The sequence below is a fragment of the Burkholderia sp. Tr-862 genome (assembly GCF_011753085.1).
Classification (GTDB): domain Bacteria; phylum Pseudomonadota; class Gammaproteobacteria; order Burkholderiales; family Burkholderiaceae; genus Burkholderia; species Burkholderia ambifaria.
Map to the genome: position 1 here is coordinate 1 of NZ_VWWG01000033.1, position 22192 is coordinate 22192.

General features: G+C 67.9%; 22 protein-coding genes and 1 pseudogene. 19 read left to right on the forward strand and 4 right to left on the reverse strand.

Annotation, left to right across the window (positions count from 1 at the left end; genetic code table 11):
• The 3 genes and pseudogenes from F3J14_RS12615 to F3J14_RS12625 all read right to left on the reverse strand — a co-directional run.
• Window positions 1-1031, reverse strand: a pseudogene (locus tag F3J14_RS12615) (FUSC family protein); the annotation flags it as partial.
• Entirely contained in the window at window positions 1012-2061 is a 1050-nt protein-coding gene (mdtN, locus tag F3J14_RS12620; RefSeq protein WP_166723270.1) for a multidrug transporter subunit MdtN, read from the reverse strand. The pseudogene F3J14_RS12615 and the gene mdtN, both read right to left, overlap by 20 nt.
• A complete protein-coding gene (locus tag F3J14_RS12625) occupies window positions 2058-2351 on the reverse strand; it encodes a hypothetical protein (protein ID WP_041491666.1) in 294 nt (97 codons plus the stop codon). Before F3J14_RS12625 ends, mdtN begins: the two co-directional genes overlap by 4 nt.
• A gap of 466 nt (window positions 2352-2817) precedes the next feature.
• Between F3J14_RS12625 and F3J14_RS12630 the strand changes: the two genes are divergently transcribed.
• The 4 genes from F3J14_RS12630 (at window position 2818) to F3J14_RS12645 (ending at window position 6631) form a co-directional block, all read left to right on the forward strand.
• Window positions 2818-3969 (forward strand): metallophosphoesterase, encoded by a 1152-nt coding sequence (locus tag F3J14_RS12630; RefSeq protein WP_166723271.1) that lies wholly within the window; start codon window positions 2818-2820, stop codon window positions 3967-3969.
• 206 nt (window positions 3970-4175) lie between these two features.
• On the forward strand, window positions 4176-4781 hold the full coding sequence (locus tag F3J14_RS12635; RefSeq protein WP_166723272.1) for an alpha-ketoglutarate-dependent dioxygenase AlkB: 606 nt from the start codon (window positions 4176-4178) through the stop codon (window positions 4779-4781).
• A gap of 326 nt (window positions 4782-5107) precedes the next feature.
• Window positions 5108-5314 carry a hypothetical protein gene (locus F3J14_RS12640; RefSeq protein ID WP_166723273.1) on the forward strand — a complete coding sequence of 69 codons (207 nt, stop codon included), beginning with the start codon at window positions 5108-5110 and terminating at the stop codon, window positions 5312-5314.
• 372 nt (window positions 5315-5686) lie between these two features.
• Window positions 5687-6631 carry an IclR family transcriptional regulator gene (locus F3J14_RS12645; protein WP_166723274.1) on the forward strand — a complete coding sequence of 315 codons (945 nt, stop codon included), beginning with the start codon at window positions 5687-5689 and terminating at the stop codon, window positions 6629-6631.
• Window positions 6632-6736: 105 nt separating this feature from the next.
• On the opposite strand, the gene F3J14_RS12650 is transcribed toward F3J14_RS12645, so the two are convergent.
• The gene (locus F3J14_RS12650; protein ID WP_166723275.1) at window positions 6737-7816 is read right to left on the reverse strand and encodes a porin; all 1080 of its coding nucleotides are present in this window, start codon (window positions 7814-7816) and stop codon (window positions 6737-6739) included.
• A 450-nt stretch (window positions 7817-8266) separates the two neighbouring features.
• Here F3J14_RS12650 and F3J14_RS12655 point away from each other — a divergent pair, with 450 nt between their 5' ends.
• The 15 genes from F3J14_RS12655 to F3J14_RS12725 all read left to right on the forward strand — a co-directional run bounded on the left by F3J14_RS12655 (window position 8267) and on the right by F3J14_RS12725 (window position 22189).
• Complete coding sequence (locus tag F3J14_RS12655) at window positions 8267-8584, forward strand: non-heme iron oxygenase ferredoxin subunit (RefSeq protein ID WP_006751284.1); 318 nt, start codon at window positions 8267-8269, stop codon at window positions 8582-8584.
• 1 nt (window position 8585) lies between these two features.
• Complete coding sequence (locus F3J14_RS12660; protein WP_006758061.1) at window positions 8586-8897, forward strand: recombinase-like helix-turn-helix domain-containing protein; 312 nt, start codon at window positions 8586-8588, stop codon at window positions 8895-8897.
• A 54-nt stretch (window positions 8898-8951) separates the two neighbouring features.
• Complete coding sequence (locus F3J14_RS12665) at window positions 8952-10022, forward strand: aromatic ring-hydroxylating dioxygenase subunit alpha (protein WP_011659097.1); 1071 nt, start codon at window positions 8952-8954, stop codon at window positions 10020-10022.
• A complete protein-coding gene (locus F3J14_RS12670; protein ID WP_166723276.1) occupies window positions 10015-10785 on the forward strand; it encodes an SDR family oxidoreductase in 771 nt (256 codons plus the stop codon). Before F3J14_RS12665 ends, F3J14_RS12670 begins: the two co-directional genes overlap by 8 nt.
• A gap of 39 nt (window positions 10786-10824) precedes the next feature.
• Window positions 10825-11352, forward strand: a complete 528-nt coding sequence (locus F3J14_RS12675) for a cupin domain-containing protein (protein WP_012366322.1) — start codon at window positions 10825-10827, stop codon at window positions 11350-11352.
• A 19-nt stretch (window positions 11353-11371) separates the two neighbouring features.
• Window positions 11372-12268, forward strand: coding sequence for an alpha/beta fold hydrolase (locus F3J14_RS12680; protein ID WP_166723277.1), 897 nt, complete (start codon window positions 11372-11374; stop codon window positions 12266-12268).
• Window positions 12265-13122, forward strand: coding sequence for an IclR family transcriptional regulator (locus F3J14_RS12685; RefSeq protein WP_166723278.1), 858 nt, complete (start codon window positions 12265-12267; stop codon window positions 13120-13122). The genes F3J14_RS12680 and F3J14_RS12685 overlap by 4 nt, the downstream gene beginning before the upstream one ends.
• Window positions 13119-13916 carry an SDR family oxidoreductase gene (locus F3J14_RS12690; protein WP_166723279.1) on the forward strand — a complete coding sequence of 266 codons (798 nt, stop codon included), beginning with the start codon at window positions 13119-13121 and terminating at the stop codon, window positions 13914-13916. The genes F3J14_RS12685 and F3J14_RS12690 overlap by 4 nt, the downstream gene beginning before the upstream one ends.
• A complete protein-coding gene (locus F3J14_RS12695; RefSeq protein ID WP_166723280.1) occupies window positions 13909-15576 on the forward strand; it encodes a thiamine pyrophosphate-binding protein in 1668 nt (555 codons plus the stop codon). Before F3J14_RS12690 ends, F3J14_RS12695 begins: the two co-directional genes overlap by 8 nt.
• On the forward strand, window positions 15569-16396 hold the full coding sequence (locus F3J14_RS12700) for an aspartate dehydrogenase (RefSeq protein WP_006758069.1): 828 nt from the start codon (window positions 15569-15571) through the stop codon (window positions 16394-16396). The genes F3J14_RS12695 and F3J14_RS12700 overlap by 8 nt, the downstream gene beginning before the upstream one ends.
• A 97-nt stretch (window positions 16397-16493) precedes the next feature.
• The gene (locus tag F3J14_RS12705; RefSeq protein WP_166723281.1) at window positions 16494-17984 is read left to right on the forward strand and encodes an aldehyde dehydrogenase; all 1491 of its coding nucleotides are present in this window, start codon (window positions 16494-16496) and stop codon (window positions 17982-17984) included.
• 18 nt (window positions 17985-18002) lie between these two features.
• Window positions 18003-18965 (forward strand): VOC family protein, encoded by a 963-nt coding sequence (locus tag F3J14_RS12710; RefSeq protein WP_166723282.1) that lies wholly within the window; start codon window positions 18003-18005, stop codon window positions 18963-18965.
• Window positions 18962-20206 carry an FAD-dependent oxidoreductase gene (locus tag F3J14_RS12715; protein WP_166723283.1) on the forward strand — a complete coding sequence of 415 codons (1245 nt, stop codon included), beginning with the start codon at window positions 18962-18964 and terminating at the stop codon, window positions 20204-20206. Before F3J14_RS12710 ends, F3J14_RS12715 begins: the two co-directional genes overlap by 4 nt.
• 29 nt (window positions 20207-20235) lie before the next feature.
• Window positions 20236-21636: an MFS transporter gene (locus F3J14_RS12720; protein WP_166723284.1), complete on the forward strand. Its 1401-nt coding sequence runs from the start codon at window positions 20236-20238 to the stop codon at window positions 21634-21636.
• Window positions 21637-21787: 151 nt separating this feature from the next.
• On the forward strand, window positions 21788-22189 hold the full coding sequence (locus F3J14_RS12725; RefSeq protein ID WP_166723285.1) for a PPC domain-containing DNA-binding protein: 402 nt from the start codon (window positions 21788-21790) through the stop codon (window positions 22187-22189).
• The last annotated feature ends 3 nt before the right edge of the window (window positions 22190-22192 follow it).

Below are 22192 nucleotides of genomic sequence, written 5' to 3' on the forward strand. Positions count from 1 at the left end.
TCGGCAGCGGGCGCGCTGACGGGGGCAGCCGGCGCGGGTGCAGTCGTATCGGCCGCCGCGCCCGGTTCCGCGAAGCGCGTGATCGCCGCATGGAGATCGGTCGCGGCGACGCGCACGAGCGGCGGCAGTGCATCGGCCGGCGGCAGCGCGAGCGTCACGTCGACCGGATAGCCGCCACGCTCGAGAATGGCCGCCATCTCGTCGAGCGTGGCCGCGATCGGTGCGGCGAACGCGGCGGGCAGCCGCGCGTCGGGTTCGCGATCGGTCAGCGCGACGCCGACCATCAGCGCCGTGCTCGACGCAATCGCCTGTCGCAGTGCCGCAACGTCGGCGGCGCTCGACGAGCCTTCGAGTTTCGACAGCTTGAGCCACGTCAGCAACTGCTTGTCGCCTTCGCGCAGACTGGCGTCGAACGCCGCGCGCGCGTCGTCGTCGCCGCGCAGCCGCTGCGCGGCGAGCCGCAGCCGCTTCGCGATCTGCGCGAGCGCGAGCCGGCGCGGCGACGGCGCGATCAGCAGGTTGACGACGATCGCAACGCCGACCGGAATCGCGATCGTCAGCCAGATATAGAGCAGCGCGCGTGTCGCGGCTTCGCCAAACGGCGCGAGGCCGAGCTGGTCGAGCCCGAAGCCGACGATCATCGCGAGGATCGCGCCCACGGGGCGCAGCTTGCTGGCCGACGTCAGGTACAGCAGCCCGACCGACAGCACGGCCATGCACGCGACCCGCAGGATCGAATAGTCGATGCTGAAGATCGCGACGCCGAGCACGAGCCCGATCACGATCGTGATGATCAGCAGTAGCGCCGCTGCGAGCACGATACTCGTCACGCGGTCGGCGCGGATCATGAAGAACACGACGTAGGCGGACAGCGCGGCTTCGGGCGTACCGTACGCGCTCGTCACGAGCACGGTCAGCGCGCAGATCAGTGCGACCCGCACGGCGATCGACGTGCGCCCCGGAAACGGCGCGAGCAGTCGCAGGACTTCGCGCGGGCCCGGCGCGCGGACGTCAGCGGCAGGCTGAGCCATGCCGGACCTCGACGATCGCGCTCGCGCCGACACGCACGAGCTTGCCGTCGGGTTCGTCGAGCTTCACGCGCACGGGGAAGCGCTGCGCGACATGCACCCAGTTCACCGAACGCTGCACGATCGGCAGCGCGCGCGGCAGGTTGATGCGATCGCTGTCCGCGATGCCCGCGCCGATGCCGACCACCTTGCCCGTCAGCGCACGGCTGCGGTCGATCATCGAATAGACGGTCGCGCAATCGCCGACCGCGATGCGATTCAGCGCCGTCTCGCGGAAATTGCCGACCGCGAACCATTCGCTTGCGTCGATCAGCGTGAAGATCGACTGATTCGGCGCGAGGGTTTCGCCGGCGAGCACGGTCAGGCCGGTCACGAGCCCGTCGTGCGGCGCGCGCACGACCGTGTCGTCGAGCGCGTGCTGCGCGCGGGCGAGTGCGGCTTCGCGTGCATGGAGCGTCGCGATCGCGTCGGCATCGTCACCGATCGTCTGCGCGGACGATCGCTGCTGTTCCTTGGCCTGCGCGAGCGACACGGCCGCATCGCGCTGCCGGACCTTCGCCTGGTCGAACTGCTGCGCGCTGACGTAGCCCTGCGCGGCGAGCGGCGCGAGCCGGTTCACGTCGCGCGTTGCGAGATCGTAATTCTGCGTCGCGCGCTTGACCTGCTCGGCGGCGACCGCCGCGTTCGAATGCTCGCCGATCAGCGACCGGCGGCGCGTGTCGAGCGATGCGCGCGCGAGCTCGACATCAGCCTGCGCCTGCGCGACCGTCAGCCGGTACGGCACCGGATCGATTTCATACAGCAGGTCGCCTTTCGCGACGCGCTGGTTCTCGTGCACGGCGAGCCGCACGATGCGGCCGCCGACGGGCGACGCGACGTGGACGAGGTCTGCGTCGATCGACGCGTCGTCGGTGGACGGGTAGGCCGATGTGCGGTGGTACGCGTACGCGAGCGCGGCGATGCCGAGCGCGACGATCGCCAGCGCGATCACGCGGCCTTTCGTGGAGGGGCGGGCGATTCCGGCGGCCTTCATGCAAACGGCCCCGTGCCGGTGAGCCATACGATCACGGCGACCACGAGCCCGATCGCGGTGCAGACCGCAAGCTGATAGGGCACCGTGGCGGCCCAGCCGGTCGCGACGAACACGCGGTGCGCGACGATCGCGCCGACGATGCCGACGATCGCACTGACGAGCCAGAGCGGGAAATACGCGCCGAACAGGACGTACGACGGTGCGCCGCGCGACGTGCAGCCCGCGAGCGGCAGGGCTGGCACCAGGACGGCGGCGGCGCGTAGGGGTACGCGCGGCGTTGTTTTTCTCATGGTGTGACGAGCTCGACGTTGGGGGTGGATGCCGGGCACGGCGCAATGCGGTTCGTTGCCGCGACGACGATTCCGCGATACGGAGCCGATCATAAATCAGCGCGATGCGGACCGCCAGCGATGCGGCGCGCACCGGGGCGCCCGGCGGGCGTTCGGGTACGGTCGTGGCGCGGTCCGCGATTCTGCCAGCGCATGCTTGCGCAGGGTTGCTGACGGACTGTAAAGGATCGTCAGACGAAACCGCGCCGGCGACGGTTGTTCGCCGATGGGCGGGAATCGCGGCGGCGATAGCCGGATTGCTGCGCGAGCGGTTGCGAATCCACGTCCGGTCGAGCCGGCCGGTATCTGTGTACCATCGTGCGAAGGACGCGGCGCGTGGCGCGGGGCATGACGAGACTTGACGTCACGTCACGATCCCGGCCGACGCGTCGCGCGACGGTGGTATCGCAACGAGGATGAATGTTCCATGCGAAGTTTCTTTGTCCGGTTCATCGCAATCGGCGTGCTGTTCCATTTGTATGTCGGGTTGCGGATCATTCCCGGCGCATTCGCGTCGCCGCTCGCGCGCACGATCGCGGCGCTGGTACTGGCGAGCTTCGTCGTGCTGATCCCGGTCGGCATGTTCTCGCGCCGCTTCGACGAAGGCTGGGCCGCGACGCTCGTCGGCTGGGCCGGCTCGCTCGCGATGGGCTTCTTCTCGTCGCTGCTGGTGCTGACGTTCCTGCGCGAGCTGGTGCTGCTCGGCGTCGTCGTGTGGCGGCATCTCGGGCATGACGGCGCCTGGAGCGGCGCGACCTCCGACACGGCGCTCGGCGTGCTGGTGGCCGCGGTGCTGGTCACCGCGATCGGATTCGTCGGCGCGCGCCGCACGGCGGCGGTCAAGCGCGTGTCGATTCCGGTCGACGGGCTGCCGGCCGCGCTCGACGGGCTGACGATCGTGCAACTGTCGGACATTCACGTCGGGCCGACGATCAAGCGTCCTTATATCGAGCGGATCGTGCGGGCGGTCAATGCGCTCGAGGCGGATCTCGTCGTCGTGACGGGCGACGTGGTCGATGGCTCGGTCAAGCGGCTGCGCGAACACACGGCGCCGCTCGGCCGCATGCAGTCGCGGCACGGCAGCTTCCTCGTGACGGGCAACCACGAGTACTACGCCGGCGCGCACGCGTGGATCGACGAATTCCGGCGCATCGGGTTGACGGTGCTGCTCAACGAGCACGTGCTGATCGAGCACGACGGTGCGCGCGCGGTGCTCGCGGGCGTCACCGATTTCACGGCGGGCGGGTTCGATCCCGCGCATCGCAGCGACCCCGAGCAGGCGCTGGCGGGCGCGCCGCGTGACGTCGCGACGAAGATCCTGCTCGCGCACCAGCCGCGCAGCGCGGAAGCGGCGAGCCGCGCCGGCTTCACCGTGCAGCTGTCCGGCCATACGCACGGCGGCCAGTTCCTGCCGTGGCCGCCGTTCGTGCGTCTGCAGCAGCCGGTGATCGGCGGGCTGAACCGCTTCGGCGCGATGTGGCTCTATACGAGCCGCGGTACTGGCTACTGGGGGCCGCCGAACCGCTTCGGCGTGCCGTCCGAAATCACGCTGATCCGGTTGACGCGCGCGACTGGGTGACGGGCGCGCGATAGCGTCGAAATCGACGCGCGCTGCGATGATGGCGTGACACGCCGCAAATGCATCGGCTTCGCGGTTCGCTGTTCGCTGTTCGCGCGGACGGCCGCGTCACGCGCCGGAATGACAGCGCATGGCGGCGCGTGTCGCCGTTGTCTACCATGCAGGCATGGTCCGTCTGTACCGTTCATTTTCTGCCTGATCCCGACATGTCGACGCCCGATCTTTTCGCCGATGCGCCCGCGCCCGACGTGGACTGGTACCCGGACTGGCTCGCACCGTCCGACGCCGATCGCGTGCTGGCCGCGCTGGTCGATGAAGTCGCGTGGCGGCAGGACACGATCCGCACGCCGCGCGGCCGCATTCCGCTGCCGCGGCTCACCGCGTGGCAGGGCGAGCCGGACGCCGTCTACGTGTATTCGGGGATCCGCAACGTGCCCGCGCCGTGGACGGCGGCCGTGCTCGACCTGAAGCGTGCGGTCGAGGCTACGTGCGGCGCGCATTTCAACAGCGTGCTGCTCAATCGTTACCGCAACGGACAGGACAGCCTCGGCTGGCATGCGGACAACGAGCCGGAGCTCGGCGACGCACCGGTGATCGCGTCGGTGAGCCTCGGCGCGATGCGCGTGTTCGACCTGCGTCACCGTGCGACCGGCGTCGTGCATGCGTACCGGCTGACGCACGGCAGCCTGCTCGTGATGCGCGGCCGCACGCAGGCCGAATGGCAGCACCGCGTGCCCAAGGCGCCGGCCGTGCAGGGCGAGCGCATCAATCTGACGTTCCGGCGGGTGGTGTCGGCGGCGGCGGGTCGTTAGTCGCTGGCCATGCCGCCCGGGCGGGGCGCTCGCGTTCGATCATGACCCGTTTTTCGATCGATACGATCCATCGGTCGTCCATGCGGCACGTTGCCGCACGAGTGCTGTATCGTGCGCCGCAAATATGCCCGCCAGGCCCGTGCCGTAAGGGTTTCAGGTGGATTCGATCAACCACCTGGTTCCGATAGGCAGGTGTAAGCCCTGATGGTGCGTCGCAACATTCCTTGACTAGACTGTCGAATAGCTGAAACGCGCCGCGAACCGGCGCATTTTTTCGACATGCCCGAGGTGTCGCCAATAGGACACGCAGGGCAGGAGCATAACCCGTGACCGTACTGGACTCATCCCTCGAATCCTCGCTGCACGTCTTCGAACAAGACGGCGGTTGGCAATGGGCGCTGACAGTAAAGCGGGCGTCCGGCGTCGGTGTGAAAGTCGTCGCATTCAGCACGGACGGCTTTCGCGGAGAAGCCGACGCCTATGCCGCTGGTCAGCTCGCGCGCGCCGAGTATGACGACACCGTGACGGCCTGACGCCGTCGCGCCAATCGCGACACCGATCCCGGATCGGCGTGGTCGTTCGTTGTCCCGTGTTTTCCTGTTCCATTCCCCCTCTTTTCGACTTGCCCGAATCGATCCGTATGCGACGTCGCGTACGGTGCGCTCGCGTTCACCCACCGCCCCCCCGCACCCGACGACGTTCCGGTGGGCAGTCATGCCTATCGCTGTTATTCTTTCGATCGCATCAGGCTATATGACAGTCCGGCTGTCCGGTCGGGCGCACCGGGCCGTCGGCCGCCTGCGCCGGATCGAGTTGATCCGGTCCGGTCGAAAATCCATAATCAAGCATTGCGGGTCTTTTGTGAACGCTTCCATTCCGTCCATGTGCACAGGGTCAATCCAACGATGAGCGGTGCACCGAAACCGCCGGCGAAGCCGGCAAGCGTGCCGCGCGCGGCAGCCAGCGACGACGTCGAGCACGACGCGTCGAAGCCGGGCGCGGGCGACGACGAATCGTCCGGCGGCGCGTCGTCGTATCTGGTTCCGGGTCTTGAACGCGGGCTGCGGATCCTCGCCGAATTTTCCGCGCGCGAGCCGGTGCTCGGCGCGCCCGAGTTGTCGAAGCGCATCGGCATCCCGCGCACGACCACCTTCCGTCTGCTGCAGACGCTCGAAGCGCTCGGCTTTCTCGAGCGCGTGAACGGCGACCGCTATTTCCGGCTCGGTGTCGGCGTGATGCGGCTCGGCTTCGAATACCTGAATTCGCTGGAACTGACCGACCTCGGCGCGCCCGTGCTCGAACGGCTGCGCGACGCGACGGGCCTGTCGACGCACCTGCTGATCCGCGACCAGCGCGATGTCGTGTTCGTCGCGAAGGCCCAGAGCAACACGTCGATGTTCGGTTCGGTGAAGGTGCACGTCGGCACACGGCTGCCCGCGCACGCGACCGTGCACGGCCACGTGCTGATGGGCGACCTCACGCGCGACGCGCTGCGCCAGCTGTATCCGGAAAAGCGGCTCGAGCAGTTCACCGAGCGCACGCCGGGCTCCGTCGACGAGCTGTATGAGCGCGTGCGTCATTACGCGCGGCTCGGTTACGCGGTCAGCGAGGCCGCGTTCGAGAGCGGCATCTCGGCGGTGACCGCGCCCGTGCGCGACCATTCGGGCGCGATCGTCTCGGCCATCACGGCGACGGTGCCGCGCTCGGAAATCGGCGAGGCCGGCGAGAAGGAGCGGCTCGTCGAAGCGGTATGCGGCGCGGCGGTCGACCTGTCGCAGCGCCTGAACTACCGGCCGCTCGAAAGCGACCCGACGTTCGCGCACGCGCGCCATCGGGTCGCGATGTTCTGACCCGTCGAGCCGGCCGCCGCATCGCACGGCTTCACCAGCAAAAAAAGAGCAGCCCACGGGCTGCTCTTTTCGTTTTCGTCATCGGGCGCGTGCGCCCGTCGCCGCTCAGAACGAGTGATGAATGCCGGTCAGCACGACCACCTGGTTCGCGGTGCTCGACGTGCCGGCCGTGAAGAACGCGGCCTTCGCACCGCCCGAGCCGTGCTCGAACAGCACGTTCGCATAGAGCTGCGTGCGCTTGGACAGCGAATAGATGTCGCCGAGCTCGACCTGCGTCCAGCGGCGGCCGGCCAGCGTCGTCGTCGCCGCACCGCCCGCGATCGTGTTGAACGCGCTGCTGCGATAGTTCACGCCCGCGTCGTAGCTCTGGAACGTGTCGGAAAACCCGTTCGACTGCATCTTCACGCGCGTGTAGAGGCCGTGCACGAGGAAGTCGCCGATCTGGTACGACGCGCCCGCGCCGATGTTCTCGACCTTGTTCGCCAGATAGCCGTTCGCGGTATTTTGCCCCTGGAACGACGTGATCCCCGTCTGGCTGATCAGGATCGAGCGGTCGTGCTCGTTCGAGTAGACGGCCGACGCCTTGAACGGCCCGTTCGCATAGTTCAGCGCGACGCCGACCGACTTGCCGGTCGAGAAGTTCGTCGTGTTGCCGAGCGCCATCGTCGCCGCGGCCGAGAAGCCGCCGAAGCTCGGCGAACGGTACTTGACCGCGTTGTTGTACGGCACGTTGCCGGTCGCGGCGAGCCCGTCGATGTTGCCGGGGTGGAACGCATACCAGCTCATCGCGAGATACGCGGTGCTGAGCGGATCGAGATAGTCGAACGTCAGCGGCGTCTGACGGCCGAGCGTCAACGTGCCGTAGCGCTCCGAGCTGAGCCCGACGAACGCCGCGCGATTCCAGATCGTGTTCGCGGTCGCGAACTGACCGTTGTTCGTATAGAAGCCGTTTTCCAGCTGGAAGATCGCCGACAGGCCGCCGCCGAGGTCTTCCTTGCCTTTCAGGCCCCACCGGTCGGGCTGCGTGTTGCCCTGGATCATTGCCCACTTCGCATGGCCGCCGACGTTGTTCACGTACGCGACGCCGGCATCCATGCTGCCGTACAGCACCACGCTGCTCTGCGCCCACGCGCCGGACACGGCGCTCATTCCGATGACTGCTGCTGCTACCGCTTGCTTGACCATTTGATCTCCTGACTCTCCAAACCTGACGGAAAACATGCCGTGGCGGCGGGCGCGGGGACGGCCGGCCGTCGCGCGTTTCTGCCACCGGGGCGGGCGCTCTTTATTGTTCCATAGAAGGAACGGCGTGCCTCTGATGGAATGGAGTATAGAGGTGTCGTGCGCCGTATCAAAAATAAATTTATCGGGTCGGATGGAGATGAGGGTGATCCGCAACACGGGTTCGAGAATCCAGAAAAACGGACTTAAATACCCGCCACCAAACACAAAATTACATTTGACGCGCGTTGCGGCGGAGATCGCCGACTCAACGGTCAGTGTTTTCCCTAGGACATGCAGCTTTTTGTTTTGCTCGTGGAAAGTCGCTTCTATAATCACCATCCATAAACTGCTGTTCCGGATATGGAACAATTCCGGAGCGAACCGAGAGTCGATCAGAAGGAAGGGTTTGAGATGTCTGAACAATGGATTTGCGCCGGGCACGCCGGCGCGCTGTCGGAAGACGCGCCGATCGAGTTCAAGCGGACCGACGGCGTCGAAATCGGGATCTACCGCGTCGGCGACGAGGTGTATGCGCTCGAGAACGTGTGCCCGCATGCATACGCGCTGCTGACTCAGGGCTTCGTCGACGAGGGCACGGTCGAATGCCCGCTGCACGAGGCCGTGTTCGACATCAAGACGGGCGAATGCCTGAAGGGCCCGGGCGGGCGCGCGCTGAAGCAGTACGCGGTGCGCCTGGCCGGCGAGGAAATCCAGATCAAGGTGGAATGACATGAAAGAAGCGACCGTCAACTTCAATCCCTTCCTGAAGCCGTGGGTGGCGCCGCAGCCGAACAACGTCGCCGGCAAGGGACAGATCGAGATCCCGGGCCAGGTCGAGAACCAGGTCTGGCAGAACCGCAAGGCCGCGCCGACCCAGTACGAGAACGATCTCGGCGATGCGCTCGAACGCGTGTTCGAGAGCGGCGCGACCGAGCTGGACGATGTCGTCGCGGGCCTGAACCGCATCGGCTTCCGTGCGCCGGACGGCACGGCATGGACACCTGAGCGCTTCCGCGCCGAAATGGCCTCGCTGGCGGAATGAGCGCGCGAGCCGCGTGACCGCCGACCCGACGACAACCGCATCCGGAGCACACTGATGACGTCCCCCGCACAACACGAAGTCCAACACGACCCGGTCCGCGCCTATCTCGACCGCGGCATCAAGAACTACTGGTATCCCGTCGCCCCGAGCTGGCAGGTGTCGAACGCGCCCGTCGGCCTCACGCGCCTGTCCGAGCAGATCGTGCTGTGGCGTGATCACGAGGGCAAGGTCCATGCGCTGGAGGATCGCTGCCCGCACCGCGGCGCGCGCCTGTCGCTCGGCTGGAACCTCGGCGGCAACATCGCCTGCTGGTATCACGGCGTCGAAATCGACGGCGGCGGCACGGTCAACCGCGTGCCGGCCGTGTCGAACTGTCCGCTCGAAGGCATGAAGTGCGTGAAGTCGTATCCGGTCGAGGAGAAGGCCGGCGCGATCTTCCTGTGGTTCGGCGACGAAGCGCACGGCGAACCGGCGCCGCTGAACCTGCCGGAAGAACTGGTCGACGCCGAGTACGGCCACTTCCTGTGCGTGTCGAACTGGAAGTGCAATTACCAGTACGCGATCGACAACGTGATGGACCCGATGCACGGCGCGTACCTGCACGCGACGTCGCACTCGATGGCCGAAGGCGACAAGCAGGCCGACATGCGCGTGCGCAAGACGGAAACGGGCCTGATGTTCGAGAAGGTCGGCCAGCGCGACGTGAACTTCGACTGGGTCGAGCTCGGCGAAACCGGCTGCCTGTGGATGCGCCTCGCGATTCCGTACAAGCAGAAGTTCGGCCCGGGCGGCAACTTCGGGATCATCGGCTTCGCGACGCCGGTCGACGGCGACAACTGCCAGGTCTACTTCTGGCGCACCCGCAAGGTCAGCGGCTGGCAGCGCGACGTGTGGCGCTTCATGTATCGCAACCGCCTCGAGGGCCTGCACTGGGACGTGCTCGAGCAGGACCGCTACGTCCTCGAAAGCCTCGCGCCGCATGCACGCGATCACGAATACCTGTACCAGCACGACGTCGGCATCACGCGCGTGCGCCGGATGCTGCGCCAGCGCGCGCAGGAACACCTTTCAGCGCTCGACGCGCACCGTGCGGCACATGCCGCGGCGGAGCCCGCGAATGGCTGAGTTCGCTCCGGTCGTGTCGCTGCCGGGGCGCCGCGTGCTCGTCACGGGCGGCGCCCGTGGTCTCGGCGCGGCGTTCGTGAAGGCGCTGGTCGCAGCGGGCGCGCAGGTCGCGTTCGGCGACGTGCTCGCCGAAGAGGGCCGCGAGCTGGCCGCGCAGCTCGCGCAAGCCGGCCACACCGCGCATTTCTTCGCGCTCGACCTGGCCGATCCGGCGAGCGTCGACGCATTCGTCGCGCAGGGCGCGGCGGCGCTCGGCGGCATCGACGCGCTGATCAACAACGCGGCGATCACGAACTCGGGCGGCAGGCTGTCGACGGAACTCGACGTGCCGACCTGGGATGCCGTGATGAACGTGAACGTGCGCGGCGTGTGGCTCGTCAGCAATGCGGCACTGCCGCACCTCGCGCGCTCGGGCCGCGGCGCGATCGTGAACCTCGCGTCGGACACCGCGCTATGGGGCGCGCCGAAGCTGCTCGCGTACGTCGCCAGCAAGGGCGCCGTGATCGCGATGACGCATGCGCTGGCACGCGAGTTCGGCGCGCACGGCGTGACGGTCAACGCGATCGCGCCGGGGCTCACCGAAGTCGAGGCGACGGCCTACGTGCCGGCCGAACGGCATGCGTTCTACATGCAGGGCCGTGCGCTCACGCGCGCGCAGGTGCCCGACGACGTGACGGGCCCCGTGCTGTTCCTGCTGTCGGACGGCGCGCGCTTCGTGACGGGTCAGCTGCTGCCGGTGAACGGCGGCTTCGTAATGAATTGATTTGAATTGAAGTTTTCACTCTGAATGAAGGAGAGGACGATGGCGGATGCAGATCTCGAACGCAAGTCGTGGGACCAGCCGGAAGACGCAAGCTTCGGCGACTGGATGGAAGGGCGCGTCGCGCGCTACGCGACGCGGCGCTACGACTGGGACGCGCTGAAGTTCCAGGCCGACTACGACCCGAAGTACCGCCGTGCGCAGATGCGCTACGTCGGCACGGGCGGCACGGGCGTCGCGAAGGACGTCAACACGGTGCCGGCCGGCAACTTCACGTTTTCGACGATGGTCATCCCGGCCGGCAACATCGGCCCGAGCCACATCCACACTGACGTCGAGGAAATCTTCTTCGTGCTGCGCGGCAAGATGAAGGTGATCTGCGAGCGCGACGGCGAGACCTGGGAAGCGATCCTCGGCGAGCGCGATCTGATCTCGGTGCCGCCGGGCGTGTATCGCACGGAAATCAACATCGGCGAGGAAGACGCGCTGATGTGCGTGATGCTCGGTTCGGCGAAGCCCATCACGCCGACCTATCCGCCGGATTCGCCGCTCGCGAAGATCAAGCGCTGAGACGGGGCGGAGCCAAGCAATGAGTGTCATCGACAAACGTGAACGCGACCGCACCGCGGCATTCGCCGCGCTGCTCGGGCAGTTTCCCGAACAGCGCTGCGCGGCCGGCGCGGCGGGCACGATCGGTTATCGCGAGGCCGGCGCGCAGCATGCGGGCCACGCGCTGCCCGTCGTGCTGCTGCACGGGATCGGCTCGGGCGCCGCATCGTGGGTGTGCCAGCTCGACACGCTCGGCGCGTCGCGACGCGTGGTGGCGTGGGATGCGCCCGGCTACGGCGTGTCGACCCCCGTGCACGGCGCATCGCCGACCGCCGCCGATTACGCGGCGTCGCTGAACGCGTGGCTCGAGGCACTCGGCATCGAACGCTGCGTGCTGGTCGGGCATTCGCTCGGCGCGATCATCGCGGGCGGCTTGTCCCGCATGAAGCCCGCGCGGATCGCCGGCCTGCTGCTGATCTCGCCAGCGGGCGGCTACGGCCGCGCGCCCGCCGAAACGCGCGACACGCGCCGCGACGCGCGCCTCGCGATGCTAGAGGAACTCGGTCCGGCCGGGCTCGCCGAGCAGCGCAGCGGCAACATGCTGTCGGGTTTTGCGAGCGAGGATGCGCGTGCGTGGGTGCGCTGGAACATGGCGCGCATCGTGCCGGCCGGCTATGCGCAGGCCACGCATCTGCTCGCGAACGCCGATCTCGCGACCGATCTCGCCGGCTTTCGCGGCCGCACGGCCGTGGCCGTCGGCGCGAACGACGCGATCACGCCGCCCGCCGCGTGCGAGCGGATCGCCGCGGCCGCGCAGGTCGAGTTGCAGGTGATTCCGCGGGCCGGTCATGCCGGCTACGTGGAAGCGCCGGCCGTCTATTCGTCGCTCATCGACACGTTCTGTCGTCAGTGCGACACGCAGCGAGGTATGGCATGAGCGAACCGCTGCAACAACCAGAATCCGAGAGCACCAAGGCCGACGCCGGCTATGTGGTGCCGGGCCTCGAACGCGGCCTGCGGATCCTCGCCGAATTCTCGCCGCGCGAGCCGGTGCTCGGCGCGCCGGAGCTGTCGAAGCGCCTCGGCATTCCGCGCACGACGGTGTTCCGTCTGCTGCAGACGCTCGAATCGCTCGGCTTTCTCGAGCGTGCGGACAAGGATCGCAACTACAAGCTGGGCATCGCCGTGCTGCGGCTCGGCTTCGAATACCTGAGCTCGCTGGAGTTGACCGATCTCGGCCTGCCGGTGATCGAGAGCCTGCGCGACGCGACCGGCTTCACGACGCACATCGTGATCCGCGACGGCCGCGACGTGGTGTTCGTCGCGAAGGCGCAGTGCCAGTCGCCGGTGTTCAGCGCGATTCGCGTGAACGTCGGCACGCGGCTGCCCGCGCATGCGACGACCCACGGCCACGTGCTGATGGGCGACCTGTCGCTGAAGGAGCTGCGTGCGCTGTATCCGGAAGGCACGCTGAGCCGGATGACGAGCGCGACGCCGGAAACGGTCGATGCGCTGTACGAAGTGATCCGCGAGGATGCGCTGCGCGGCTACGGCGTGAGCAATTCGTCGTTCGAGCGCGGTATCTCGGTGGTCACGGCGCCGGTGCGCAACGACACGCAGAAGATCGTCGCGTGCATCACGGTGACGGTGCCGCGGCCGGAGATCGACGAGGCATTGATCGCCGACGGCCTGTTCGACAAGGTGCAGCGCGCGGCGGCGGAATTGTCGCGGCGGCTCAATTACCGCTCGGATGACGAGCACACGTTTCTGAAGGCTTTAGGACTCCGATGATTGAGATCGATCTGACCGGGCAGGTGGCGGTGGTGACGGGCGGTTCGTCCGGCATCGGCCTCGCGACTGCCGAACGGTTCCTGCAGGCCGGCGCGTCGGTCGCGATTTGCGGCCGCGACGGCGAACGCCTCGCGCGCGCCGAAGCGATACTCGGCGAGAAATACCCGGGCGCGCAACTGCTCGCCGTGCGTTGCAACGTGCTCGACGAAGCCGACGTGGCCGCGTTCGCGCAGGCCGTGTCCGAGCGCTTCGGCCGGGCCGACATGCTGGTCAACAACGCGGGCCAGGGCCGCGTGTCGACCTTCGCCGACACGACCGACGACGCATGGCGCGAAGAGCTCGAACTGAAGTACTTCAGCATCATCCGCCCGACGCGCGCATTCCTGCCGCTGCTGCGCGACGCGCTGGCGCCGACGATCACCTGCGTGAACTCGTTGCTCGCACTGCAGCCGGAGCCGCACATGGTCGCGACGTCGTCGGCGCGCGCGGGCGTGCTGAGCCTCGTGAAGTCGCTCGCGACCGAACTGGCGCCGCAGCGCATCCGCGTGAACTCGATCCTGATCGGCATCGTCGAGTCGGGTCAGTGGCGCCGCCGCTACGAAGCGCAGGCGCAGGCCGGCGAAAGCTGGGAAGACTGGACGGGCGCGCTCGCCCGCAAGAAGAACATTCCGCTGAACCGCTTCGGCAAGCCCGACGAGGCAGCCTGGGCACTTTTTTATCTCGCAACGCATCTGTCGTCCTACACGACGGGCAGCCATATCGACGTTTCTGGAGGCTTTGCACGCCATGTCTAAAAAAACCACGGTTGGCGAGCTGATTGCCGCCTTTCTCGAGCAGTGCGACGTCAAAACCGCATTCGGTGTCATCTCGATCCACAACATGCCGATCCTCGACGCGATCAACTCGCGCGGCAACATCCGGTATGTCGGCGCGCGCGGTGAAGCGGGCGCGGTGAACATGGCCGACGGCCTGGCCCGCGTGTCGGGCGGCCTCGGCGTCGCGTTCACGAGCACCGGCACGGCGGCGGGCAACGCGGCCGGCGCAATGGTCGAGGCGCTGACGGCAGGCACGGCGCTGCTGCACATCACGGGGCAGATCGAGACACCGTATCTCGACCAGGACCTGGCCTACATCCACGAAGCGCCGGACCAGCTCACGATGCTCGACGCGATCTCGAAGGCCGCGTTCCGCGTGCGCACGGTCGAAACCGTGCTGCCGACGATCCGCGAAGCGGTGCGTATCGCGCAAACCGCGCCGACCGGCCCCGTGTCGGTCGAGATTCCGATCGACATCCAGGCCGCCGAAATCGAATGGCCGGAAGACCTCGCGCCGGCGCACGTCGCGGTGCGCGAGCACGACGACGCACGCGTCGCGAAGCTCGCCGACGCGCTGGCGGCCAAGCGCCGTCCGCTGCTGTGGCTCGGCGGCGGTGCGCGCCATGCGCGGGCGGAAGTCGAACGCCTGGTGAAGCTCGGCTTTGGCGTCGTGACGAGCGTGCAGGGCCGCGGCGTGCTGCCGGAAGATCACCCGGCGACGCTCGGCGCGTTCAACGTGCATGCGTCCGTCGAGGCGTTCTACAAGACCTGCGACGCGCTCGTCGTGGTCGGCTCGCGCCTGCGCGGCAACGAGACGCTGAAGTACAAGCTCGCGCTGCCGCAGCCGCTGTTCCGCGTCGACGCCGATGCGCTCGCCGACAACCGCGGCTATCGCAACGAGCTGTTCGTGCACGGCGATTCGAAGCGCGTGCTGGCCGAGCTGGCCGATCGCCTCGAAGGCCGCCTGTCCGTCGATCCGCAATTCGCGCTCGATCTCGCGGCGGCGCGCGAGCAGGCCGTCGCCAGCGTGGCGGAAGGCCTTGGGCCCTACAAGAAGCTCGTCGACACGCTGCAAGGGGCGGTCGGCCGCGACTACAACTGGGTGCGCGACGTGACGATCTCGAACAGCACGTGGGGCAACCGCCTGCTGAAGATCTTCGAACCGCGCGCGGGCGTGCATGCGCTCGGCGGCGGCATCGGCCAGGGCATCCAGATGGGCATCGGCGCGGCGCTGGCCGGCTCGGCCGCGAAGACGGTCTGCCTGGTCGGCGACGGCGGCCTGATGGTCAACGTCGGCGAGCTCGTGACGGCCGTGCAGGAGAACGCGAACGTGATGATCGTGCTGATGAACGACCAGTGCTACGGCGTGATCCGCAACATTCAGGACGCGCAGTACGGCGGCCGCCGCTGCTTCGTGCAGCTGCACCAGCCCGATTTCGCGCAGTTCTGCGCGAGCTTCGGCCTCACGCACTACCGGATCACGTCGCTCGACCAGGCCGAAGCGATCGTGCGCGAAGGGATCGCGAAGGAAGGGCCCGTGATGGTCGAGGTCGACATGCTGTCGGTCGGCGCGTTCGCATCGAACTTCGCGGGCCCGCCGGTGAAGAAGGAAGAGCCGTCGGAGCGGCAATATGCGTAACGGACACGCACACGGGCATGCGCCCGTCGACGTCGCGATGATCGGCTTCGGCGCGATCGGTGCGGCCGTGTATCACGCGGTCGAGCACGATGCATCGTTGCGCGTCGCGCACGTGATCGTGCCGGAGCACCAGCGCGACGCGGTGCAGCGTGAGCTCGGCGGTGCGGTTGAGGTCGTGTCGTCGGTCCACGCGCTGGCCCGCCGTCCCGAGTTCGCGCTCGAATGCGCGGGTCACAGCGCGCTCGTCGATCACGTCGTGCCGCTGCTGAAGGCCGGCACCGACTGCGCAGTCGCGTCGATCGGCGCGTTGTCCGATCTCGCGCTGCTCGACGTGCTGTCGCAGGCCGCCGACGAAGGCGACGCGACGCTGACGCTGCTGTCCGGCGCGATCGGCGGGATCGACGCGCTGGCGTCGGCGAAGCAGGGCGGCCTCGACGAGGTGCTGTACGTCGGCCGCAAGCCGCCGCTCGGCTGGCTCGGCACACCCGCCGAGGAATTGTGCGACCTGCGTGCGATGACCGAGGAGAAGGTGATCTTCGAAGGCACCGCACGCGACGCCGCGCGGCTGTATCCGAAGAACGCGAACGTCGCGGCGACCGTCGCGCTCGCGGGTCTCGGCCTCGACGCGACGCGCGTGCGCCTGATCGCCGATCCGGCCGTCACGCGCAACGTGCACCGCATCACCGCACGCGGCGCATTCGGCGAGATGTCGCTCGAAATGAGCGGCAAGCCGTTGCCCGACAACCCGAAGACGTCCGCGTTGACCGCGTATTGCGCGATCCGCGCGCTGCGCAACCGCGCGGCCCGCTGCGTGATCTGAGCGGACGACGCGGCCATTCCGACCATTCGGGCCATTGAACGGCCGCCTGCGCCACGGCGCGGGCGGCTGGCAGAGACAGATTTGTGGGACTTGTGACATGACTCCATTCGATACGAGCCTCGTACCCAACGGCGACATCCTGATCGGCGGCGAGTGGCGGCGCGGCCGCGGCGCGCCTTACACGAGCATCTATCCGGCCGACCAGTCGCTGAACATGGAAGTATCGACGGCGAACGCGCAAGACGCGGCCGACGCCGTCGTGGCCGCCGACGCCGCATGGCGTCGCGCCGATTGGGCCGGACTCAAGCCGCACCAGCGCGCGCTGGTGCTGTACCGGATCGCCGACCTGATCATGCAGCGTCACGAGGCGCTCGCGAACCTGCAACGCCGCGACAACGGCAAGCCGATCGGCGAGACACGCGTGCTGGTCGCGAGCGCGGCCAACACGTTCCGCTATTTCGCGGCATGCCTCGAGACGCTCGACGAGGAACTGACGCCGTCACGCGGCGATTACCTGACGATGAGCGTGCACGAGCCGATCGGCGTGATCGCGGCGATCACGCCGTGGAACTCGCCGATCGCGTCCGATGCGCAGAAGCTGGCCCCGGCGCTCGCCGGCGGCAACGCGGTGGTGCTCAAGCCGGCCGAGGTCACGCCGCTCGTGTCGCTCGCGCTGGCCCGCATCTGCGAGGAGGCCGGCGTGCCGAAGGGCGTGCTGAGCGTGCTGCCGGGCAAGGGCTCGGTGATCGGCGACGTGCTGGTTCGTCATCCGCTCGTGAAGAAGGTGTCGTTTACCGGCGGCACCGAAGTGGGCCGCGGCATCGCGCGCATCGCGGCGGAAAAGCTGATGCCCGTGTCGCTGGAACTCGGCGGCAAGTCGCCGACGATCGTGTGCGACGACGCGGATCTCGATCATGCGGTCAACGGTGTGCTGTACGGCATCTTCAGCTCGTCGGGCGAGGCCTGCATCGCGGGCTCGCGGCTGTTCGTGCAGCGCGCGGTGTACGACGAATTCATGCAGCGGCTGGTCGCTGGCGCGCGCAAGCTGCGCGTGGGCGACCCGACGCGGCCCGACACGCAGATGGGCCCGCTGATCAGCGCGAAGCATCGCGAATCGGTGGAGCGCTACGTCGCGCTCGGGCTGGAAGAAGGCGGGCGCCTGCTGTGCGGCGGCGAGCGGCCGTCGGGCGACGGGCGCGAGGACGGCTTCTTCTACCAGCCGACGATTCTCGAAGGCTTGCCGAACAGCGCACGCATCTGCCAGGAAGAAATCTTCGGGCCGGTGCTCGTCGCGATGCCGTTCGACGACGAAGCATCGCTGATCGCGCAGGCGAACGACAGCGTGTTCGGCCTCGCCGCCGGCATCTGGACGCGCGACTACAAGCGCGCCTGGCGCCTCGCGCGCGCGCTCGAGACGGGCACCGTCTGGATCAACACGTACAAGCTGTTCTCGATCTCCACGCCGTTCTCGGGCTGGAAGGAGAGCGGGATGGGCCGCGAGAAGGGACGTCTCGGGATCCGCGAGTACATGCAGCAGAAGAGCCTCTACTGGGGCTTGAACGACGCGCCGCTGCCGTGGGCGAACTGAGCGAAGGGGAATGACGCAATGAGCATCTTGGGTATCGAGCAGATCACGTACGGTGTCGACGACCTCGCGACGTGCCGGCGCTTTTTCGCCGACTGGGGGCTGAAGGAAGTCGCGCACGACGACACGCGCGCACGTTTCGAGACGATGAACGGCTGCACCGTGCTGGTCGTGAAAGCCGACGATCCGTCGCTGCCGCCCGCGTTCGAAGCGGGCCCGACGCTGCGTGAAGTCACGTGGGGCGTCGCGACGCGGCAGGAACTCGACGCGCTGCGCACGAAGCTGGCCGGCCAGCCCGGCTATTACGCACAGGACGATGCGCTCGGCTGCATTGATCCGAACGGGATGGCGATCCGTATCGAGGTGACGCGCAAGCGCGCGCTCGACATCACCGGCTCGCCGTCGAACGTGTGGGGCCAGACGATGCGCGTCGACCAGCCGAGCCCGATCTATGCGCGCGCCGAGCCGGTCGAGGTCGGGCACGTCGTGTTCTTCACGAACTGCCTCGACGCGCAGGAAACGTTCTATCACGACCTGCTCGGCTTCGAGACGTCGGACCGCTATCCGGGCCGCGGCGCGTTCATGCGCTGCGCACCGCACGGCGGCCACCACGACCTGTTCCTGCTCGCGCTGCCGAATGGCAAGCGCGGCCTGAACCACGTCGCGTTCACCGTGCGCGACATCCATGAAGTGTTCGGCGGAGGAATGCACATCGATCGCTGCGGCTGGGAAACGCAGCTCGGCCCGGGGCGTCACCCGGTGTCGTCCGCGTACTTCTGGTACTTCCAGAATCCGGCCGGCGCGCTGATCGAGTACTACGCGGATGAAGACGTGCTCACACCGGAATGGCAGCCGCGCGAATTCGAACCGGGCCCGACCGTGTTCGCCGAATGGGCCGTCGACGGCGGCCTCGACGGCAACACGCGCCGGCAGAAGAACGCGAAGGCGCCGGAAGGCAAGTTCATGACGGAGCGTAAATCGTGAACGAACCAAACACGCAGAAAGCGGCCGCGCCGGGCACGGTCGTCGTGATCGGCGGCGGCCAGGCGGCCGGCTGGGTGCTGAAGACGCTGCGCGCGGAAGGGTTCGCGGGCCGCCTCGTGATGATCGCCGACGAGCCGCACCTGCCGTACGAGCGTCCGCCGCTGTCGAAGGCCGTGCTGGCCGGCGACGCCGACATCGAGACCGTGCGCGTCGTGCGTCCGGACGAATTCGATACGCTGAACGTCGAGGCATGGCAGCCGGAACGCGCGGCGTCGATCGACCGTGCGCGCCGCGTGGTGAAGACCGAAAGCGGCCGCGAGATCGAATACGACCGCCTCGTGATCGCGACCGGCGGCACGTCGCGCCGCTTGCCCGATGCGCTCGTCAAGACGTCGAACCTGCACTACCTGCGCACGCTCGACGAGGCGGCCGCGCTCGGCGAGAAGCTGCGTGCGAGCCGGCGCGTGCTCGTGATCGGCGGCGGCTGGATCGGCCTCGAGGTCGCGGCGACCGCGCGCAAGCTCGGTGTCGAGGCCGTCGTCGTCGAAGGCGCGCCGCGTCTGTGCGGGCGCTCGGTGCCGCAGATCGTGTCGGACTTCCTGCTCGACCTGCATCGCGCGAACGGTGTCGACGTGCGTCTCGGCGCGGCGCTCGCATCGCTCGACGCGCAGCCGGACGACGCATCGAAGGTGCGCGCGACGCTGGCCGACGGCACGACGATCGACGCCGATTTCGCGGTGGCCGGCATCGGCCTCGCGCTGAATGCGTCGCTCGCGAGCGACGCAGGGCTGGCGCTCGACGACGGCATCGTCGTCGATGAATTCGGCGCGACCAGCGACCCGGCGATCTTCGCGTGCGGCGACGTCGCGAACCATCACAACGGCTGGCTGAAGCGGCGCGTGCGGCTCGAATCGTGGGCGAACGCGCAAAACCAGGCGATCGCGGCCGCGAAGGCCGTGCTCGGCGTGCGTGCGCCGTATGCGGAAATTCCGTGGTTCTGGTCCGATCAGTACGACGTGAACCTGCAGATCCTCGGCGATCTGCCGGCCGATGCGCAGCTCGTCGTGCGCGGCGATCTCGCCGCGCGCCGCGCGACGCTGTTTTTCTTGGGCGATGGACATGTGAGAGGTGTCATCGCCATCAACAACGCACGCGAGCTGAAGCTCGCACGCAAGTGGATGAACCAGGGCCGGGCAGTGGATACGGAAGCCCTGGCGGACACGACCAAAGCGCTTGCCTGACCGGCGAAACGATCCAGGAGACACCCCGCATGAGCACTTTCGACAACGTCGTGGCCGGCAGGGCCACGATGGAAGCTGCCGCCTCCACGCCCGGCGCGATCATCGCGCGGCTCGAGCGGCTTCCGGCCAACGCGATGCAGATTCGCGCGCGCGTGCTGATCGGCACCGCGACGTTCTTCGACGGCTTCGACGTGATCACGATCGCGGCGACGCTGCCGCTGCTGATTCACAAGTGGGGGCTGTCGCCCACGCAGATCGGCATGCTGATCGCGTCCGGCGCGATCGGCCAGCTGATCGGCGCGTTCCTGTTTCCCGCGCTCGCGGAGAAGCATGGCCGCGTGAAGGCGATCGCGTGGAGTTCCGCCGTGATCGGCGTCACCAGCATCGCGTGCGGCTTCGCGCCGACGTTCGAGATCTTCGTGCTGCTGCGGATCCTGCAGGGGCTCGGGCTGGGCGGCGAGCTGCCGGTCGCCGCGACCTATATCAACGAGATCACGCGTGCGCACGGCCGCGGCCGCTTCGTGCTGCTGTACGAGATCGTGTTCCCGATCGGCCTGCTGGTGTCGATGGCGCTCGGCGCGTGGCTCGTGCCGCGGTTCGGCTGGGAAATCATGTACTTCGTCGGCGGGCTGCCGTTGATCCTCGCGCTGGTGCTCACGCGCCTCGTGCCGGAATCGCCGCGCTGGCTCGCGTCGCGCGGGCGGCTCGCGGAAGCGGGGCGTGCGGTTGGCGTGTTCGAAGCGTCGGTGCGCGGCGAGCTGCCGCCGGCGACGCAAGCGGCCGCGTTCGACGAGATGGTGCGCCAGCACCCGAAGCGCCGGATGAGCGACCTGTTCAGCGCCGCGTATCGCAAGCGCACGCTCGCGGTGGCGACGCTGTGGGCGACCTGCGGGTTCATCCAGTACGGGTTGTCCACGTGGCTGCCGACGATCTACAAGAACTTCTATCATGCGCCGCTGCAGCTCGCGCTGAACCTCGCGGTGATCGGCTCGGTGATGGGCGTGCTCGGTTCGCTCGCGTCGGCGCTGCTCGTCGACAAGCTCGGCCGCAAACCGGTGATCGTCTGGTCGTTCGTGCTGTGCGCGCTGTCGCTGGCGCTTGCGGGCGTCTATCACGCGTCGTCGGTGTATGTCGTCGCGATCTTCTGCTCGCTGTCGCTGGGGCTGATGGCATCGGGCTTCATCACGGCGTACGTCTATACGCCGGAGCAGTATCCGACGAGCATCCGCGCGTCCGGCTGCGGGCTCGGCAGCGCATGGCTGAAGATCGCATCGTTCGCCGCGCCGATGATCGTGCCGCACGCGATCATCGGCGGCAACCTCGCGCCGGCGTTCTACCTGATCGGCATCGTGCCGCTGATCGCGGCGCTGACCGTCCACTTCGTCGGGATCGAGACGAAGGGCAAGGTGCTGGAGGCGCTGGAAGCATAAGCGCGGCCGGCCGCAACGGCTGCAATGGCTGACACGGAAGGCCCGGACGATGTCCGGGCCTTTGTCGTTTTCGCACGAGGCGGCTTGCCGGATTGCCTGGCCGAACGTACGCTTTGTCGAAACCCACGCCTCCACCAGCAGGTGATCGACCATGCAAGCCCATCCTCTGCGTCTTTCCCCCGGCGACGATCTGCGCGCCGCTATCGAGCACGCGTTGCGCGGGCTGGGCGCACATGCCGCGTTCGTGATCCAGGGCATCGGCAGCCTGAACGTCGCGCAGTTGCGCTTTGCCGGCGTCGACTCACCGACCGAACTGCGCGGCGACCTCGAAATCCTGACGCTGGCCGGTTCGGTCTCGCCGGACGGTGCGCACCTGCACATGTCGGTTTCCGACGCGCAAGGCCGGGTATCGGGCGGGCACGTCGCGAGCGGCTGCGTGGTGCGTACGACCGCCGAGATACTGCTCGTGCTGTTGCCCGCGCATCGTTTCTCCCGTGAACCCGATGCGGGCACCGGATTCAACGAGCTGGTGATTCGCCCGCAGAGCGGCTGATCG

Bases quoted from the DNA above. Each gene is read 5' to 3' on its own strand.
- F3J14_RS12655 (WP_006751284.1), top strand. From the start codon at position 8,267: ATGTCTGAACAATGGATTTGCGCCGGGCACGCCGGCGCGCTGTCGGAA.
- F3J14_RS12635 (WP_166723272.1), top strand. From the start codon at position 4,176: ATGTCGACGCCCGATCTTTTCGCCGATGCGCCCGCGCCCGACGTGGAC.
- F3J14_RS12665 (WP_011659097.1), top strand. From the start codon at position 8,952: ATGACGTCCCCCGCACAACACGAAGTCCAACACGACCCGGTCCGCGCC.
- F3J14_RS12685 (WP_166723278.1), top strand. From the start codon at position 12,265: ATGAGCGAACCGCTGCAACAACCAGAATCCGAGAGCACCAAGGCCGAC.
- F3J14_RS12660 (WP_006758061.1), top strand. From the start codon at position 8,586: ATGAAAGAAGCGACCGTCAACTTCAATCCCTTCCTGAAGCCGTGGGTG.
- F3J14_RS12725 (WP_166723285.1), top strand. From the start codon at position 21,788: ATGCAAGCCCATCCTCTGCGTCTTTCCCCCGGCGACGATCTGCGCGCC.
- F3J14_RS12680 (WP_166723277.1), top strand. From the start codon at position 11,372: ATGAGTGTCATCGACAAACGTGAACGCGACCGCACCGCGGCATTCGCC.
- F3J14_RS12695 (WP_166723280.1), top strand. From the start codon at position 13,909: ATGTCTAAAAAAACCACGGTTGGCGAGCTGATTGCCGCCTTTCTCGAG.
- F3J14_RS12710 (WP_166723282.1), top strand. From the start codon at position 18,003: ATGAGCATCTTGGGTATCGAGCAGATCACGTACGGTGTCGACGACCTC.
- F3J14_RS12675 (WP_012366322.1), top strand. From the start codon at position 10,825: ATGGCGGATGCAGATCTCGAACGCAAGTCGTGGGACCAGCCGGAAGAC.
- F3J14_RS12650 (WP_166723275.1), bottom strand. From the start codon at position 7,816: ATGGTCAAGCAAGCGGTAGCAGCAGCAGTCATCGGAATGAGCGCCGTG.
- F3J14_RS12690 (WP_166723279.1), top strand. From the start codon at position 13,119: ATGATTGAGATCGATCTGACCGGGCAGGTGGCGGTGGTGACGGGCGGT.
- F3J14_RS12670 (WP_166723276.1), top strand. From the start codon at position 10,015: ATGGCTGAGTTCGCTCCGGTCGTGTCGCTGCCGGGGCGCCGCGTGCTC.
- mdtN (WP_166723270.1), bottom strand. From the start codon at position 2,061: ATGAAGGCCGCCGGAATCGCCCGCCCCTCCACGAAAGGCCGCGTGATC.
- F3J14_RS12705 (WP_166723281.1), top strand. From the start codon at position 16,494: ATGACTCCATTCGATACGAGCCTCGTACCCAACGGCGACATCCTGATC.
- F3J14_RS12645 (WP_166723274.1), top strand. From the start codon at position 5,687: ATGAGCGGTGCACCGAAACCGCCGGCGAAGCCGGCAAGCGTGCCGCGC.
- F3J14_RS12700 (WP_006758069.1), top strand. From the start codon at position 15,569: ATGCGTAACGGACACGCACACGGGCATGCGCCCGTCGACGTCGCGATG.
- F3J14_RS12625 (WP_041491666.1), bottom strand. From the start codon at position 2,351: ATGAGAAAAACAACGCCGCGCGTACCCCTACGCGCCGCCGCCGTCCTG.
- F3J14_RS12630 (WP_166723271.1), top strand. From the start codon at position 2,818: ATGCGAAGTTTCTTTGTCCGGTTCATCGCAATCGGCGTGCTGTTCCAT.
- F3J14_RS12720 (WP_166723284.1), top strand. From the start codon at position 20,236: ATGAGCACTTTCGACAACGTCGTGGCCGGCAGGGCCACGATGGAAGCT.